The sequence below is a fragment of the Phycisphaeraceae bacterium genome, from assembly GCA_019454185.1.
Lineage (GTDB): Bacteria > Planctomycetota > Phycisphaerae > Phycisphaerales > UBA1924 > JAHBWV01.
Genome location: CP075368.1, coordinates 2,343,904 through 2,360,797, shown reverse-complemented (window position 1 = coordinate 2,360,797; position 16,894 = coordinate 2,343,904). Strand labels below are relative to the sequence as shown.

The following is a 16,894-nucleotide window of genomic DNA, read 5'->3' as shown; positions in this document are numbered from 1 at the left end:
CACGCGGAAGGACACTCGCATGACACGATCCGAGGAACTGCGCCTGATCCAGCTCGCCGCCGCAGGCGACCGCGATGCTGCCGGTGTGTTCATCAAGGCCCATCAGCCCGCGTTGTTCGCCTATCTCCTGCGCATGTCGGGGCGGCCCGATGTTGCCGAGGACATCGTGCAGGAGGCGTTCGTCCGTGTGCTGGCCAATCTCGACCGCTTCGACAGCCGCTTCCGATTCTCGACGTGGCTGTTCACGATCGCGCGGCGTCTGTACCTGAACGCCTGCATGAAGCACAAGCCGACGTACGACACCGAGATCGTCGGCGCGATCCATGCCGAGCGTCAGCGCCCCGAGGCGTCTGTAATCGAGGACGAGGTCCACAACAACGCGAAGGATGCGCTGCAGGTCGCTCTTCTCGAACTGACTCCTGAGCAGCGCGAGGTGCTCGTGCTGTTCCATCAGTTGGACTGGCCCATCTCCATCATCGCTCAGCACCTTCGCATGCCCGAGGGCACCGTGAAGAGCCACCTCCACAGAGGGCGTCGGCGCATGCGTGAGCTTCTTGAGGGAACAGAGCAAGGGCGTCAGACCGTGTCGGAGGTGTGGGTTTCGTGATTCCCAGCGACGAATCCAATCCGCTCAACCCCGAGATACCGGAGGGGCCGATCCCCGAGGAACTGGTCGATCGCTTCTTTGATCGCGAACTCGATGGCGAGGATCGCACGGGCTTCATCCGCCGGCTCGACGCCGACCCGAAGGCGTGTGAGCATGTCGCCAAGACCAATCGGTTCCTTACGCTCCTTCGGCGCGGCGTGCGCACGCCCGATCTTAGCGAGTCCATCCTGGAACGTGTGGATTCCGTCCGTGGCTTCGTACCCCCCGCCGAGCGTCGCCTGATCCGCTTCGGACGACTTGCGGTCGCAGCGATGCTCTTCGGTGTGATTGCCGGCGCGGTGGTTGTGCAGCGTCGTGCTCCCCAGGTGGTCGAACTCGCAGGCCCGCCGACTCCCGTTCGCGACATCGCCCGTGCCGCCCAGCGTGACGCAGATGGGCTTGCGCGGCTCACGGCCCCCGTTCGGATCGTCAATCGCGAGGTTCTCGCGGATCTTGCTGCGGAACGAGCGATGTGGGGGCCGCGCACGCTCGATGCGGAGTCTCAGTCTGTCGTCACCTGGTCGTTGCCACACGGTGCGTCGCGGGTCGAGGACGACTCCATGCCGCGCCACGCGTTGCTGCTTGTGGGCGGGCGGATTGTGCACATCGGCGACACATCCGACTTTGAGCCGCCCCGGGCGATGCTCGCGCCCGTGACGTTCCGCGCACGCGTGCAGCTGCCGAGCGTTCGATCCAGCACGCTCCGCGATCTGCCGTGATGCGTTGTATGTCGATCACGTCGCTCCGAGCCAGAGAGTTCCTGGTGTGTCGCGTGTGCATTGTCGTGAGTTTGCTTGCGATCTGCTCTGCTCTGGCTCCACGGGTCATGGCGGGGGGCGTCTGTTCGCCGGTGCCGCCCGAGGACGCGGCGTTGATGGCGCCCGAGGCCGCGGACGTTGTGATCGTGATTGACGGCGTCGCCGAGATCGCGCAGACCCCTCGTGGGCGCGGTGCCATCGCGATCCTGCAGGAACTCGGTCTCTTCGCAGACACCGCGATCGCATGGACCGAGTTGGCGACGACGCTCGGCATGCGTCCGGAAGAGGCGATCCGCGCGGTCGCCGGCCGGCGGGTCATGCTCGTTGCCACGACGCAGACGTCTCAGCAGCCGGCGTCATGGGCGTTGCTCACGCACGTCGAGCCGCGCACGGAGCGGCTGATCCGTGAGCGGCTCAAGCCCGTTCCCAGGCGTATCGCGAACGGACAACCGGTCCTGATGCTTGAGAACGGTCGCTTCCTGATGGCAACACGAGCCCCGAAGGGGGCGAGGGACAAGTCGCAGGATGCCGCGCTGCTGATCGCGCCCGCCCATGCCTCTGAGCTCTTTGACGCGACCCTGCCGCTTCTCTCCGAGAGGCCGGCGGGCACGCCCATCTCTGCGGATCGGCGCGCCGCGCTCGCGAGCAAGACGCAGCACCCGCGAGGTCAGGCCCTGCCCACCGATGCATTCATCCTGTATCGGCCTCGCACCGGCGAGGAGCACAACGCGCCTCGCACGCTTCTGGCCCTTGCGGCATCCCCCGCGCCTCAGCCCGCTATCGGATGGGTCGCGACCGTCGCGTGTGATCCTGCGTTCCTCGGCGACGCCTCAACCGGCATCGGTGTGCCTGAGCCGTTGTTCCGGGCTGCCTCTGAGCACGCAATCCTCGCGTTCGCTGCGCCGGTCTCGAACTCCCGTGATTCCGGCTCGGGCTTCTCCCGGATCCTGTATCGATTCATGTCCGATGTGGCGCCGCTCTTCGACGGGAACGCGTTGGTCTCCTTTCGAGAGCGTCCGACGGGGGCGGGCGATCGTGCGGCCGAGATCATCGTCGGATCCGCGCTCGTGCCCGCACCGGATGCGCCGGCCCGTTTCGACGCGGGCATGGCGACGCTGATCAACCGCCTCTCGCGTGTCGAGCCGCTCGCCGACGAGGCGCAAGACTTCCGAGGGCTCTTCCCCGGATCGGTGCGTGAGGCCGATCTCTCGCCCCGGGCGCTCTCGATTCTCGCGCCGGTGATCGGCGCATCGCCTGTCGCGCGGTGGTGCTTTGTCCCTGATGCCCCGGAATCCCCTTGGTGGCTGGCACAGATCGCTGCCCGCACGCCGAACGCCGACGGCTCGGTGCTTCGCACTGTCGCGGCCTCCCTCGCCCCTGAGCCGGACGCTCCGGCCATCTCGCACCTCGCCACCGCAGGCGTGATCCGTCCCGATGCTCTCTATCGCACGCTCCCTCCTGTGATGAGAGCGCTCACGCCGCTGCTTGCACCCTTCCGTTTCACGCGGGCGATCGAGTGGCGTGGGACGATTCACCCCGATGGGCTGATGCGTGGGCAGGCGTCGATCGAGTTCCTTTCCGAAGCCGACCAACACGAGCAGACGCCCGCCCGCATAGACTCGCGCTGATGCCGCTCCTCGGAATCGATGTCGGGACCTCATCGCTCAAGGTGATCATCGCCTCAGAGTCGGGCGAGATTCTCGGTGAGGGTGCGTCGGAGTATCCCGTCTCACGCCCTCGCCCTGGCTGGTCGGAGCAGGATCCGGAGCTGTGGTGGGGGGCTCTTCTTCTCGCGCTGCCCCAGGCGATCGCCGCGGCTTCGGTGCGTGCTTCTGACATCCGCGCCGTCGGTCTCAGCGGGCAGATGCACGGATCGGTGCTGCTGAGTCGCGAGACCGTTGAATCCCGGGGCGTGCATGGGGCAGCGATCAGGCCCGCGCTGCTCTGGAACGATCAGCGCACGGCGTCGCAGTGCGAGCGCATCGAATCCCTCGTCGGTGGTCGGCGCGCGCTGGTCGATCTGGTCGGCAACGCGGCTCTCACCGGTTTCACGCTCCCCAAACTCCTCTGGGTGCGGGAGCACGAGCCCGAGACGGCATCGCGCATCGCATCGTTCATGCTGCCGAAGGACTACATCGGTTTCCGGCTCACGGGCGTGTGCGCGACGGATGTCGGCGATGCTTCCGGCACACTCCTGCTCGATCCTGAGGCCCGGGCGTGGAGCGATCGTGTGCTCGGGCTCTTCGGTGTGGACCGTGAGATGCTCCCCACGCTCCATGAGTCCGCTCAGGTCATCGGCGGTGTCACCCGCTGGGCGGCGGAGCAGCTCGGCCTCAATCAGGACACGCCAGTGATCGCTGGTTCGGGCGACAATCAGGCCGGCGCTCTCGGCGCGGGAATCGTCGGAACGGGGCAGGTTCTGGCAACCCTCGGAACCAGCGGCGTGATCTATGCCCACGCCGATCATCCACGGCGAGACGCGGGTGAGACGCCAGCATCGACAGGTCGCCTGCACACCATGTGTGCCGCGGACGGCACGAAGTCGCAGCGGGGCAACTGGTCTCTCACCGGTTGCATGCTCTCTGCTGCGGGTTCGCTCCAGTGGGCGCGGGACACGATTGCGCCTGGTGTTCCATTCGACAGACTGATTGAAGAGGCGTCGAGTGTCGAGCCGGGTTCGAGAGGATTGCTCTTCATGCCCCACCTCGCGGGCGAGCGATGTCCGTATCCGGACCCTGCCGCGCGGGGCGCGTGGATCGGGCTGACGGCTCGCCACACACGCGCACACCTGATCCGTGCTGTGATCGAGGGGATCACCATGACCATGGCACAGATCCTCGACATCGTGAGAGGTGCGGGGGTTGAGGTCCGATCGGTCCGGCTCGGCGGTGGGGGGGCTCGCTCGCGATTCTGGCGGGAGTTACAGGCCGATCTCTACGGCGTGCCCGTCGCAACGACCAACACCGAGCAAGGCCCCGCATTCGGTGCGGCGATGCTCGCCGGGGTGGGCATCGGCGTCTGGCCCGATGTGGCGTCGGCCGCGTCGGTCTGCGTGCATGAGAGCGAGCGCATCGAACCCGAATCTGCTCGAGCGCAAAGATACAGCCCGGCGCGGGAGGCGTTCGCCGGGCTGCACGCGGGATTGCAGGAAACGTTCAGGTCACTCGGTGACATCGATCGCGACTCGCAGGCCTGAACGTCGCACGAATGAAGTATGCGATCCACCTCGTGGATGTACCAGTGATGGAGGCCTTAGAGGCGAGGAGCCCGACGCTCTGTGAGGATCGCAACGCTCGTGACGCGCAAGATCGCGCGGGAGCCCTCCCGCATTGCGAGGGCTCCCGGCGCGGGGACAAGGGGCAGATGGAGTGTCAGATCAGCGGCGGCGGCGACCGGCGATCACGAGCCCGCCGAAGGCGAGTGCGAGAGGACCCGGTGCCGGGACGAGCGTGGTCGTCACGCGCACGTTGTCGATGCCCCACGATTCGTCGTGCATCGGCTGGAGGTTCACGCCCACGAAGTCGAACCACATCCAGCGTGTGCCGCTCGGAAGCGTGAAGTCGATCGAGATGTTCCGGTAGATCGCGTCCTTCCATGAGGGTGAGAACCCGAGGTGGACCGGTCCGATATCCGCGGGCCGGAACGACTGGGTAAGTCCATCGCCGGTCGCGAACGTCTCGTTGAGCTTGAGCGCGTCGTTCACATAGACCCGGAAGAAATCGGGTCCTTGCGGGCCGTTGTTGCCGTCCCAGGAATCGATCGTGTAGAGGTCGAACGTCAGCGTGTAGATGCGGTATGTCGCTCCGCCACCTCCGCCACCTCCGCCGCCACCTCCGCCGCCACCACCACCGCCTCCACCGCCTCCACCATCAGAGCCCCCACCGGAGCCGCCACCGTCGTTGTCATCGCTGCTCGATCCGCTTGTGCTCCTGAACTCAGGCGGAATCCTGAGGGTAAGTCGGACGGGCTCATTCGTCTTTCGCCCCATGAACTTCGTGAAGGTCGTGTTTGTGGCGTCGATCCTCGCGCTCGCCGACCACTCGGTGCCGAGCGTGCCGCTCTCGAAGTTGTTCGAATAGATCAGGTCCGCGTGAGCCACAGAGCCAAGAAGCAGGGGCGCAGCCATCGCCGACGCCCAGACGCGAAGTCGACCGGACATACATCACCTCTTGCGTTGTCGTTGGGCCAGCGTCCTCGCGGCGGATATCGCCGGGGCCCTCTCTCGTGTGGCTCCGCTCCGGAGCGTCGAGCATTCGCCCGACTGGGTACAACATGCCACGCATTCGCGGGCAGGCCAGTGAGAGGGCCCGCGCTCAGTGAGTCGTTCGCCGAATGGAACAGTCGGGCAATCTGGTCAAGCTGGACGCGCGTCCCCGGCGTGGTTACCGGTCTATTCGCATCTGCTTCGTCTTGACGTTGAGAGAGGCGGGCCGTCGATCGCTCACACAACCTCGCCCCGGAGGACGAGCTTGTCCGCGCTCGACACGCGCACGGGCAAGATGCGTCCGATCATCGCCGGGGCTGTCTCGCTCCGGGTCTCGACGAACACGATCAGATCGCCATCCGTGCGTCCGGCCAGTTGCACCGTCTCATCGTGGGATCCGATGCCCGATTCCGCATCGGAAGCGCCGTGGACGTGGCGGCATCCGCTGCCGCACCCGGAATCAGGATCGTCCGGATTCATTCCTTTGCCGCCGACCGTGAGCATGACGGCGTTGTTCTTTCGGATCTGGCCGTGCGTAGCGCCGCGACGCTTCTGTTCCTGCTTGCTCACGCCTTCGATCATCAGGTCGAACGTGCGTCCGACCTGCTCTCTGGCGATCTCGTCGCTGATGCGGGCCTGCACCGCGAGAAGCGTGTTGTTCCGTCGGCGCTTCACATCCTCGGGCACATCGTCCGGGATCTTGTCGAACGCCACCGTGCCCGGACGCGGAGAGTACTTGAAGATGAACGAGTTCTTGTACCTCACCCGCTCGACCAGTTGGATCGTCCGCTCGAAGTCTTCTTCGGTCTCGGTCGGGAAGCCGACGATGAAATCGCCCGAGATCATGAGGGGGCGGCCGATCTCCGGCTGATCGAGGGCGCTTCTCGCCCGATCGATGAACTCCAGGTACTCGGACGACTCGTACCCGCGGTTCATCATCTTCAGCATCCGGTCCGAGCCCGATTGTGCCGGCACGTGCAGGTAGCGGCAGATGCGCGGATGATCGCGGATCACATGAAGCACATCGTCGCCGAAGTCTCTCGGGTAGCTCGTCACGAACCGGAGCCGCTTGATCCCCGGCACCTCGTCGTGGATCCGCGCGAGAAGGTCCGCGAACGTCGTGACGCCCGCGCCCCTGAAGGGGTCGGCGCGGTGCCCGCCCGTGTAGGCGCGGCCCTTCTGGGGCTGAACGACGCCGCCCAGCGTGACCGCCGCTCCGTGCTCGAAACGATAGTGGTTCACCGTCTGCCCGAGCAGCGTGACCTCGATCACGCCCGCATCCGCAAGCCGCTTGCACTCATCGATGATGTGCTCGGGAGGCCTGTGGATCTCAGCCCCGCGCGTGAACGGCACCACGCAGTACGTGCAGAACTTGTTGCACCCGCGCGTGATCCGCACATACGCCGTGCCACCGTGGTCAGTGGGGGAGACAGACCGAGAAAGATCCAGGAGCTCCAGCGAGTCCTCCGCCGCCGCGAGAGTCGCCGACCTGCGGCTGGTATTCCCCTGCAGCGCAACCTGCTTCGCCGACACCGGCTCCTTCTTCTTCCCTGTCTCCGTCTCCGTGCCTTCGAGCTTGGTTCTCACCGCGTTGTCCAGGAGCGATGGCAACTTGTCCAGCTCGCCGGGGCCGCACATGACATCCACGACCGGCATTCGTTTGATCAGATCGGTGCCGTCCCGCTCCGCGAGGCACCCGAGCACCCCGACCACCAGCCCCGGCTGCTCCTGCTTGCGGCTCTTGAGTTCGCCCAGGCGGCTCCACACCTTCTGCTCCGCCTGCTCACGCACCGAGCAGGTGTTGTACAGCACCACATCCGCGCCCGCGGCATCTGTCGTGAACGCGTACCCCAGTGCGCGCAACTGCCCCGCCACCAGCTCCGAGTCGAGCTCGTTCATCTGGCAGCCGAAGGTCTCGAGATAGACGGTGCGCTGGGCCACGGAGCAAGTCTATGCCGCGGCGTTCCCTTTCCCGACTCAGAGTCCGCTGGGGTAGTACGTGATGGTGATGTCGGCGCCGCGGAGCGTGCCGCCGCCGCTGCCGCCGCCGCCGCTGTGCCTGACGCGGACCTTGAATGAGCGGGTGCCCGCGTTGACGGGGATGACGTGGTTGATCACCTGCGACGATTCGATGGCCGCGTCGGGTCCGGACAGCGGCGGGCTCAGGCGGAGCGGCGACTCCCGCAGCAAGACCTCCGTGCCGCCGGTGGTCTCTTTGAGCTCAAGGAAGACCGTGGAAGCCGTGGGCGTCGTGGTGTAGACGTTGAGGACCGAATGGCAGTGGATGTGCAGGAAGCCGGAGGCGGGGATCGTCACGGTGATGTTCTCGATCAGCGTTCGCGAGTCGTTGGTGATGACGCCCAGGAACTCCGAGCCCGAGAAGTGCTTGATGCGGGGCGTGTTGTTCGCGGCGATATTCCCCGCGAAGCTCGCGTTGCCGCTCCCATCGTCGATGGTGTTGCGCCACGTGGGCGAGCCGGAGGTGTTGGTGAGTGTGCCGACGCGTCCGGTGTTCTGCATGCCGAACATCGACCGCTGCACGCCCGCAGGGATGACGCCCCACGTGCTCGCGGTCGGGTTGTAGAGGCCGAGCTGGAGCGTGCTGAAGGTGTTCAGCACGAAACCGCCGCCGACATCGTTCGTGTTGCGGACTCGCATCGTGACGTCCGCCTGCGCGATCTCGAAGAGCGATGAGGGGGAGGTCGTGCCGATGCCGACGCGGCCCGTTGAATCGATGGCCATGCGTACCGCGTTGCTGGACTGATCGCGGATCATGAGTCTGCCGGGCCCCTCGCCGTTGGTGGTGCCCGTGGCGATCATGTTCCACGTCCGCCCGCCGCCCGTGTTCTGGAGGTTGACCCACGTCCCCCCCGTGTTCGATCCGACCAGTGTGAGGGGCGTCTGGGCTGACACACTGACAACCTGGGTGTCAGAGAAGACATTGGTGATACCGACCCGCGGGATCGAGGATGGGATCCGGGCGTCTGCAAGGGTGCCGCTGACGATGGCGCCGGCGTCGTGGGCGTGCGATGCCGCGGCGAACGCGCCGCTGTCCAGCCCGTCCAGCAGGTCGGCATTCAGGTTCGTGACCTTGGTGCTGCTGGTCACGCTGAAGGGCGAGCCCGCCGCCGTGAAGGATGGAGAGGTGGAGAACGACTTCGCGCCGCTGAAGGTCTGCGTGCCGCTGAGCGTCGTCACGTTGGAGCTCAGCCGCGCATCGGGGAGCGTCCCCGCCGTGAGGTTGGTGGCGTTGGTGTAGAAACTGGCGGGCTGGCCGTTCAGGTTGGTGGAGTTGCCCGCGCTCAGCGCCGTCGTCGCGCTCGCGGCGCTGGTGGCGGTGGTCGCGCTCGCGGCGGTCAGCGCGTACGCGGCGTAGGGCGTCGTCGCGATCCGCTGGCGTGGGGCGAGGGTGACGAACCCCGTGCCGCTTCCACAACCGAGGCCGGTGTCCTGCCTGACATCGATCTCGAGGTAGCGTGTGGATCCGGCGAAGACGGTGCCGAAGTCGAGCTCGACGGTGAACTTGCCGTCGGCGATGGGGACGTTGTCGACGCAGAGCGAGGGTCCGACCTGGGCGCCGCTTGCGAGCGCGTCGTAGAGACGGAAGCGAAGGTCGTAAGTGCCGTTGGCGACGATGCCGGCGTTGCGGAGCTCGCCTTGGTAGGTAAAGCCGTTGCCGACCGGCTGTGCCGCGGCGTTGGAGATGATGAGCGCGGATGCCAGTGAGAACAGGCAGAGTGAACGGAATCGACGAAGCATGGATGTCTCCCGCACGTGGTGGGTCTGGCCAGCACTGTAATGCAAGATGGGCGGCCGTCAAAGCGAAATGAGGGGGTGGTTAAGTATATTGGACGCTGTCAAGGATCATTGGCATGGAAGAGGCCTTTCTTACTCCGGCAGCCCCAGATCTCGAAGCAGACCCTCGATCGCCTCCAGCCGGGCCTCAAGTGATGCGTGGTCCTCGCGGAGCCGCTGGTTCTCGGCCTGTAGCGCCTTGATGGCCTCAACCAGGAGGGGCGAGACCATCGAGTAGTCCATGCCGATCGCGTCTACGCCATTCTGTTCATACTGAACGATCTCGGGGAGCACCTCGCCCATCTCCTCCGCGATGAAGCCGACGTCACGCTTGCCGCCGTGCGCCTCGTCCCACGTGTAGTACACGCCCCGCAAGCGGGAGATCTTCTCAAGGGGATCGCCGATCGGTGTGATATCGGACTTCCACCTGCGGGATGATGCCGAGCCGTAGTTCAGCCCTGCGCCCGCGGCGTAGAAGTCGAAACCTGCGGCGCTGTTGCTCGCGCCGTACACGCCGAAGTTGGTACCAGTGGAGCGGAACGCGATGCCGTAAACCCCTCGTCCTGTAGCGCCGTCGGTGTAGCCGCGCACTCCGATCGCGTCGCCGGTCTCGGAGGTGTTCACCCCTTCAACGCCTCGTCCTTCCGGACTGGTCGATTGACCTCGAACCCCATACGTTGTACCGCTGGTCGCGCTCGCGTAGCCAAAAACTCCAGTTCCGCCAGTGCTTGCTGATTCACCCCAGGTCCCTGTGGTCGCGCCGCTTGTCGAGTTGGCGTAGCCGGCCACGCCTTTACCAGACACGCTGTCGCTGACTCCATAGATACCTGTTGTGCCACCGCTCGACGAAGTGGCCCGCCCGTAGACCGCGCGGCCCTGAAAGCTCGAGGTTTGCCCGTACACGCCGTAGGTCACTCCCGAGGTAGCTGTGGCCTCGCCCCGGATGCCGGTTCCTGACGTGCTGGCGCTCCGCCCGAGCACGCCAGCGGCTGATGTTCCGGTGAGAGCTGACGAATCAGCAAACATCACCGGCCCGCTCTGGTCGCTGACAGCATGGACCAACGCAGAAGGCGAGGTCGTCCCGATGCCGACGCTCCCATGCACGTACAACCCATCCGCAGGGACCGAAGCCGGGTTTGAGCCGATCGAGGCACCGCCGTTGGCATAGAGACGGAACTTGGTTGATCCGTCCACGCGCACCCGCAGAGGATCATCGCCCGCCGGACCACGCACATCGAGGCGAGCATCCGGCGCACTCGTTCCGATCCCCACGCGATCGGTTGTTCCGTTGATCGCCAGAATGTCGGTGAAACTCGATCCGTCGCTTCTTGAGATAAAGAGAATCGGGGCCGTGTTCACCCCGAGGTTGAACCCCTGTGCCGCGTCATTCCGCTTGATCAGCAAGTCGGCGTTCCCAGAGACGTTCGCGACATGAAGGTCTGCCAGCGGTGAGGCCGCGGCAACACCCACGACCCCCTGAAAGACCTGTGCTCCGCTGAATGTGTTGCTCTCGTTCCTCCGTGCGATGTTCGCGCTGATTCTCGCGTCCGAGAGCGTGCCGCTCGCGATCGCGGAGGCATCATGCAGATGTCCGACCATTGAAAAGGCCGAACTATCGAGGTTGTCGAGGAGGTCGGCATTGAGATTGGCTACGCGAGCCGAAGACGAGACCGCGAAGGGTGCTCCACCCGCGTTGAACAGTGGTGTTGCAGAGAAGGTCTTCACGCCGCTGAAGGTCTGTGTGCCGCTGAGCGTCGTCACGTTGGAGCTCAGGCGCGTATCGGGGAGCGTCCCCGCCGTGAGGTTGGTCGCGTTGGTGTAGAAACTGGCGGGCTGGCCGTTCAGGTTGGTGGAGTTGCCCGCGCTCAGCGCCGTCGTCGCGCTCGCGGCGCTGGTGGCGGTGGTCGCGCTCGCGGCGGTCAGCGCGTACGCGGCGTAGGGCGTCGTCGCGATCCGCTGGCGTGGGGCGAGGGTGACGAACCCCGTGCCGCTTCCACAACCGAGGCCGGTGTCCTGCCTGACATCGATCTCGAGGTAACGGGTGGAACCGGCGAAGACGGTGCCGAAGTCGAGCTCGACGGTGAACTTGCCGTCGGCGATGGGGACGTTGTCGACGCAGAGCGAGGGTCCGACCTGGGCACCGCTTGCGAGCGCGTCGTAGAGACGGAAGCGAAGGTCGTAAGTGCCGTTGGCGACGATGCCGGCGTTGCGGAGCTCGCCTTGGTAGGTAAAGCCGTTGCCGACCGGCTGTGCCGCGGCGTTGGAGATGATGAGCGCGGATGCCAGCGAGCATGCCATCAGGCCTGCTCCAACCCGAGATCGAACGCAGGGAATCCAACGAGAGAGCGACATTGACCGGAAGATGCACAACCGGCTCGAAGCAGAAAACATCCGAAACATACCCACACTCCTTCATGCCACAGAATGCGGCCGTCTGCCCAGTGTACAGACTGAGCATCGCGTTCCAAAGCCATTCTCGGTCATTCCACGCCGTGGAGGCCCTCGGGTTTGCCTCCGTCCGCCCCCCATAGACTCCCGCCATGTGGCGAGGCATCTCTCTAGCCAACAAGTGCCTTCTCATGTTCGGCGGAGCGATCGTTCTCATCGTCGTGATGGCGCTCGCAGTGCCGTTTCTTCGTATGCACGCGCTGGTCCGGCAGGGTGAGATCGAGATCGCCCGCCTCACCGTCGATGCCTACGAGCGGCTGCACGCCGCGGGGCGGAGCGGTGCCGCGGACGTTGCGCGCCTGGGCGTGAGACGGATTGCTCCTGAGGATGCCTCGCGTCTGGCCTTGACGGACCCGTTCATCGCCGAAGCGATCCGGCGCCTCTCGGTAGATGCCGACGAGCAGGAGCACTGGACATCTGCGTGGGACGGCGGCACACGTGTGCTCCGCTTCGCCCGCGCCGAGCGGACGCCGGAACCGAATGACCCACCCGAGACCCTTGCCGCACTCTACACGCTTCAGAGGCGCTCCGATGGAGCGGCGTGGCTCATCATCATCAACAGCGTGTACCTTCTTTCCGCCGGCTTTCTCGTTCTCGGGCTCGCGGTGCTCGTCTTCTATCTGATCACGCACAAGATCATCCTCGGGCCGGTGCGTGCGTTGAAGGAGACCGCCGAGCACGTCCGAGACGGGGATCTCTCAGTGCGATCGGATATCTCGACCGGCGACGAGTTCGAGGATCTGGCCGAGACGTTCAACCTGATGGTCGGAGAGGTCCAGCGATCGCAGGAGCAGCTCCGCTCGATCAACGCCGCGCTCGATCTCAAGCTCAACGAACTGGCCGCGAGCAACTCCGCGCTCTTTGAGGCCGCGCGCGTGAAGGGCGAGTTCCTCGCAAGCGTGAGCCATGAGCTCCGCACGCCGCTCAACTCCATCATCGGGTTCACCGAGCTGTTGCTCGACATCGCGCGATCAGAGTCCGAGACTGCTTCACGCGATGGGCGCAGCGATCCGAGCGTCTCGAAGCGGCTTCGCTACCTGGAGAACATCCATTCCAGCGGTCGGAACCTGCTGGAGATGATCAACACCCTGCTCGAGATGGCCAAGATCGAGGCGGGGAAGACGGATCTGCGGGTCGAGCCGTTGCTGCTCGGGCCGACCTGCGATGCGCTGCTCGGGCTGGTCTCTCCATTGGCGGACAAGAAGGGCATCACGCTCAGACTCGATCTCGGGGCGGATGTCCCGGCGATCGAGACCGACGGCAAGAAGCTTCACCAGATCATCTTCAACTTCCTCTCGAATGCCGTGAAGTTCATCGAGCCGGAATCACGAACCGGCAGACCCGGACTGATCGTGCTCCGCGTTGAGCGACTCCCCGCGACCGATTCTCACTCCGATTCCCGCGCGCAAGACCGTGTCCGGATCAGCGTGATCGACAACGGACCCGGCATCCCTCGCGAGGATCAGGAACGCATCTTCGACAAGTTCGTCCAGCTCGACGGCAGCCACACGCGGGGACACACCGGCACCGGGCTCGGGCTGGCGATCTGCAAGGAACTCGCCGACCTGCTCCAGGGCGAGGTCCACGTTGACAGCGAGGTCGGACGCGGGTCGATGTTCAGCATCATCCTCCCGCTCGCGATCGACCAGTCCCACGCCGCAGAGCAGAAGCTCGAGGCCGCTCTCCGCGGCACACTCGCCGGGCGTCGCGAGTGGTCCTGAACAGTCACGTGCGCCGAGCGGAGAGGCGCACCAAGCCCTCATGGTGTCGGGTCTGGACCTGAGCATTCATCTCGTCGCCGACGCGTTCGACAGCGACCACGTCGACACGCACCTGGCGGTCCCACCACCCGTTCGAGCCGCGCAGGCCTCGGGCGATCCGACGCAGACGCGCCGACTTTGAGCGATCCACCGATCGCTCGGGGCGATGGTGGATTCCCTCGCCGCGCACAACCCGCGACTTGACCTCGACGATCACCATCGTGCGACCATCGGGATCGCGGCAGACCAGATCCGCCTCGCCGTGTGGCGTGACCACGTTCCGCCCGATGATCGCGTACCCCTTCTGGCGCAGCATCTTCTCTGCCTCGCGCTCGCCCCAGGCACCGATGTTCGCGGCATGCCCCGCGCGACGCGAAGGACCACCGAGGTTCGTCCGTTTCAGCCCGAGACGTTCCAGCAGCGAGTTGATCCACGCACCCGGCATTCAACGCTCAGGGAGATAGCGCTGGGCAGCAATGACCAGCAGCCGATTTGTCATGTCTTCCACGCTGGTAAAGCTCGCTCGTTCGGCCAGTCGGTTGATGTAGCGCTCTCGCTCGCGCCGCGACCTCTGCTGCTGCAGCGCGTTGTAGATCACGAGCTGGTTGTCTGCCAGTGTGCGCTGCTCGATGACGAGCGATTCCAGGCCGACCCAGTAGAGACTGGATGCCGAGGCGCCCTCGATGCGGATCGGTCCGGTCCATGACCCCGGGCGCAGCGTGTGGGCCGCATCGTTCAGCGGGTCAAGATCGAAAAACCTCGCATCGGAGAACGCGCCGCGGAAGTCGCGACGCTCACGCCCCCCCTCGGGGAGGACGGTGAGGTCATTCGCGGGATCGGCCGCGACCTCGGCGAATGGAGTGCCCGATGCCAGCAGTGTCCGGATCTTCTCGGCGGCTTGCTCGTCTCTGGCGCTCACGCTGATCAGTTGAAAGACGGCCCGGGATGGAGGGTCGTAGAGATCGGGTCGGCGCTCGAACTCCAGCTCGATATCGCGGGGGCTGATCACAACCCGGTTCTCGATGCTCGCCAGCTCTCGCCGGATCAAGAGCGTCTGCTCCTGCTCGCGCTTGTAGTCGGACACGCTCCTGCCGCCGAGGGTTTCTTCGGCCAGCGAGCGGCTGCCGCGATTCGCGCTGATCAGATCGCGCTGCAACGAGTCCACAAAGAATCGCAGACCTTGACGCTGCTCCTCGGTCAGCTTCGACCTCGCCTCGGCCTCCAGAAGCTCGTCCACGACAAAGCCCTGCAACGCCTGAGAGATCTGGCCCCGCGCGAACGCGAGCCACTCCGCGCGCCCGAGCGACCTCGCCTCCGCCGAGAGGCGAGGGCCAAGCGGCGGAGATGTCGGTGTGCCGCGATCGAAGAACGCCGAAGCGAATACCGGCCTGCCGTTCACGTCGCCGATTTTGGCATCGATGAACGCCGGTGCCGAGACGGGCTGTGCCGATGGGGCGAGCACCGGTTCATCCGGTGATGTCACAATGTCAAAGCCCTGCATCGCGGAGACCGGCCCCGTCACCGTGGCTCGAGAGAGCAGCGGATCGGGCCTTGCCGAGGCCGTGGGCAAGGGCACGCCGGGCCGCGCAAAGTCCTCGGGCTCAATGGTCTTCCGTGCGGAGACGCTGGCGTCTCTGGTCTGGCTCTTGCACCCGCTCTGCGTGGAGAGAAGCAGGCCGCAAGATGCCAAGACCGCCGCACTCGTCAGGACCTTGTTCATCAGTTGAACCTCGCGTGCTGGAGACCCGAACCCATCCGCCACAGACCTAGACTACACCGAACGACAGGAGAACCACATGGCGGACGAGCAGCCCAAGATTATCGTGGATAGTGACTGGAAGGCGCAAGCCCAGGCCGAGAAGGAGCGACTCGCCGCCAAAGAGGCCGCGGCGAAGCCCGCTGCCGCCTCTCCGGGTGGCTCCCCCGGCTCACCACCGGCCGCCGCCGAAGAGGCCGAGCCCACGCTCTTCGAGGAGCTTCTCCGCATGCTCGCGACACAGGCCCTGCTCTATATGGGGGCCTTTCCTGACCCTTCGACCGGCCAGGCCGTGCTCTCCCCTGAAATGGCGAAACTGCACATCGACATGCTGGGCGAACTCGAAGCCAAGACCAAGGGGAACCTGAGCGAACACGAATCAAAGACACTCACGTCATACCTGTACGAGTTGCGCATGCAGTACGTAGAGGTCAGCCGCGAGATCGCTCGGCTGATCAAAGAAGGGAAGATCCGCCCCGGGAGCGGCCAAGGCGGCGTGAGCGTCGCAGGCCCGGGTGGGATCCCGCAAAATCCATCCATGATGTGACGATTCGAGCAGGTTTCCGGCGTGACCGGACCCCATGCTGTCTGACGAGAATCCAACCCCGCTCTCGCTACGATTCACAGAACGTCCGATTGTTCACCAGTCCCGAACCGCCTCTCGGTTCAGGACCCGCGCATGGAGCCGGACACGTGGCCTCGACATCACTCTTTGAGCGTCATCACTTTCTGCTCAGGCGGCTGCACTCTCTGACCGGCGTCGCCCCGATCGGGGTCTTTCTGTGTGTGCACCTGCTTACCAACGCCTCCATCGTGTGGGGTTTGCTCAACAAGAGCAAGGCGGAACACGGCCACGCCGGCGTGGCAACGTTCCTGCATGAGGTGGACTTCATCCACTCCTTGCCCTTCCTCATCATCATCGAGGTCTTCGGGCTTTGGCTCCCGATCGCGTTCCACTCGATCCTCGGGATCTACTACGCGAGAACCGGTCGCTCCAACACCTCCAGCTACGCCTATCAGGGCAACTGGCGGTACACGCTCCAGCGAATCAGCGGGTACGTCGGCGTCCTCTTTGTCTTCTATCACGTCGCCACACTTCGCTGGGGATGGACGTTCCTCGTCCCGGGAGGAACAAAGTGGAGCGCCGAAGCCGCTGCTTCCACCATGGCCATGGTTCTGCAAGGTGGCGACTCCGGTTTGACCGCTGCCGGCATCGTCGTCTCTCTGGCGTACATGGTCGGCGTGTCGCTGCTGGTCTTCCATCTGGCGAATGGGCTCTGGACCGCGGCAATCACCTGGGGCATCACACTCTCCGCTCCGGCCCAGAGGCGTTGGGGACAGGTGTGCGCCGGGCTGGGCGTGGGACTCATGCTCCTGGCGTGGAGCGCGGTCATCGGCTTTGCCACGCTCAATGTCAAAGAAGCGCGTGCTACCGAGCAATCCATTCGGAGCGGGCACGCGGCGCCGCCCCAGATCGCGGAGAGCGCTCCGACCGCAAGCACCTCAATCGGCGGGGGGCACTGAAAT

General features: G+C 65.3%; 13 protein-coding genes. 7 read left to right on the top strand and 6 right to left on the bottom strand.

Annotation, left to right across the window (positions count from 1 at the left end):
* Positions 1 to 19 precede the first annotated feature (19 nt).
* Genes KF838_10105 through xylB form a run of 4 tightly spaced genes read left to right on the top strand, consistent with a single transcriptional unit; the run spans position 20 to position 4,600 of the window.
* Positions 20 to 607 carry an RNA polymerase sigma factor gene (locus KF838_10105; protein ID QYK47134.1) on the top strand — a complete coding sequence of 196 codons (588 nt, stop codon included), beginning with the start codon at positions 20 to 22 and terminating at the stop codon, positions 605 to 607.
* A complete protein-coding gene (locus KF838_10100) occupies positions 604 to 1,365 on the top strand; it encodes a hypothetical protein (GenBank protein ID QYK47133.1) in 762 nt (253 codons plus the stop codon). The genes KF838_10105 and KF838_10100 overlap by 4 nt, the downstream gene beginning before the upstream one ends.
* An 8-nt stretch (positions 1,366 to 1,373) precedes the next feature.
* Entirely contained in the window at positions 1,374 to 3,032 is a 1,659-nt protein-coding gene (locus KF838_10095; protein ID QYK47132.1) for a hypothetical protein, read from the top strand.
* A complete protein-coding gene (xylB, locus tag KF838_10090; protein ID QYK47131.1) occupies positions 3,032 to 4,600 on the top strand; it encodes a xylulokinase in 1,569 nt (522 codons plus the stop codon). The genes KF838_10095 and xylB overlap by 1 nt, the downstream gene beginning before the upstream one ends.
* Positions 4,601 to 4,780: 180 nt before the next feature.
* Here the strand turns inward: xylB and KF838_10085 are convergent, their stop codons facing one another.
* The 4 genes from KF838_10085 to KF838_10070 form a co-directional block, all read right to left on the bottom strand.
* Positions 4,781 to 5,563, bottom strand: coding sequence for a hypothetical protein (locus tag KF838_10085; GenBank protein ID QYK47130.1), 783 nt, complete (start codon positions 5,561 to 5,563; stop codon positions 4,781 to 4,783).
* 282 nt (positions 5,564 to 5,845) lie between these two features.
* The gene (locus KF838_10080) at positions 5,846 to 7,549 is read right to left on the bottom strand and encodes a MiaB/RimO family radical SAM methylthiotransferase (protein QYK47129.1); all 1,704 of its coding nucleotides are present in this window, start codon (positions 7,547 to 7,549) and stop codon (positions 5,846 to 5,848) included.
* A gap of 36 nt (positions 7,550 to 7,585) precedes the next feature.
* The gene (locus KF838_10075; GenBank protein ID QYK47128.1) at positions 7,586 to 9,367 is read right to left on the bottom strand and encodes a hypothetical protein; all 1,782 of its coding nucleotides are present in this window, start codon (positions 9,365 to 9,367) and stop codon (positions 7,586 to 7,588) included.
* Between the two features lie 129 nt (positions 9,368 to 9,496).
* The gene (locus KF838_10070) at positions 9,497 to 11,701 is read right to left on the bottom strand and encodes a tail fiber domain-containing protein (protein QYK47127.1); all 2,205 of its coding nucleotides are present in this window, start codon (positions 11,699 to 11,701) and stop codon (positions 9,497 to 9,499) included.
* Between the two features lie 242 nt (positions 11,702 to 11,943).
* On the opposite strand from KF838_10070, the gene KF838_10065 reads away from it, so the two are divergent.
* On the top strand, positions 11,944 to 13,572 hold the full coding sequence (locus KF838_10065; protein QYK47126.1) for a HAMP domain-containing histidine kinase: 1,629 nt from the start codon (positions 11,944 to 11,946) through the stop codon (positions 13,570 to 13,572).
* A 4-nt stretch (positions 13,573 to 13,576) separates the two neighbouring features.
* On the opposite strand, the gene KF838_10060 is transcribed toward KF838_10065, so the two are convergent.
* Positions 13,577 to 14,056, bottom strand: a complete 480-nt coding sequence (locus tag KF838_10060) for a YraN family protein (GenBank protein ID QYK47125.1) — start codon at positions 14,054 to 14,056, stop codon at positions 13,577 to 13,579.
* The gene (locus tag KF838_10055; protein QYK47124.1) at positions 14,057 to 15,331 is read right to left on the bottom strand and encodes a peptidyl-prolyl cis-trans isomerase; all 1,275 of its coding nucleotides are present in this window, start codon (positions 15,329 to 15,331) and stop codon (positions 14,057 to 14,059) included.
* A 76-nt stretch (positions 15,332 to 15,407) separates the two neighbouring features.
* Here KF838_10055 and KF838_10050 point away from each other — a divergent pair, with 76 nt between their 5' ends.
* Positions 15,408 to 15,914: a DUF1844 domain-containing protein gene (locus tag KF838_10050; GenBank protein QYK47123.1), complete on the top strand. Its 507-nt coding sequence runs from the start codon at positions 15,408 to 15,410 to the stop codon at positions 15,912 to 15,914.
* A 146-nt stretch (positions 15,915 to 16,060) separates the two neighbouring features.
* Positions 16,061 to 16,891: a hypothetical protein gene (locus KF838_10045; protein QYK47122.1), complete on the top strand. Its 831-nt coding sequence runs from the start codon at positions 16,061 to 16,063 to the stop codon at positions 16,889 to 16,891.
* Positions 16,892 to 16,894: the final 3 nt, after the last annotated feature.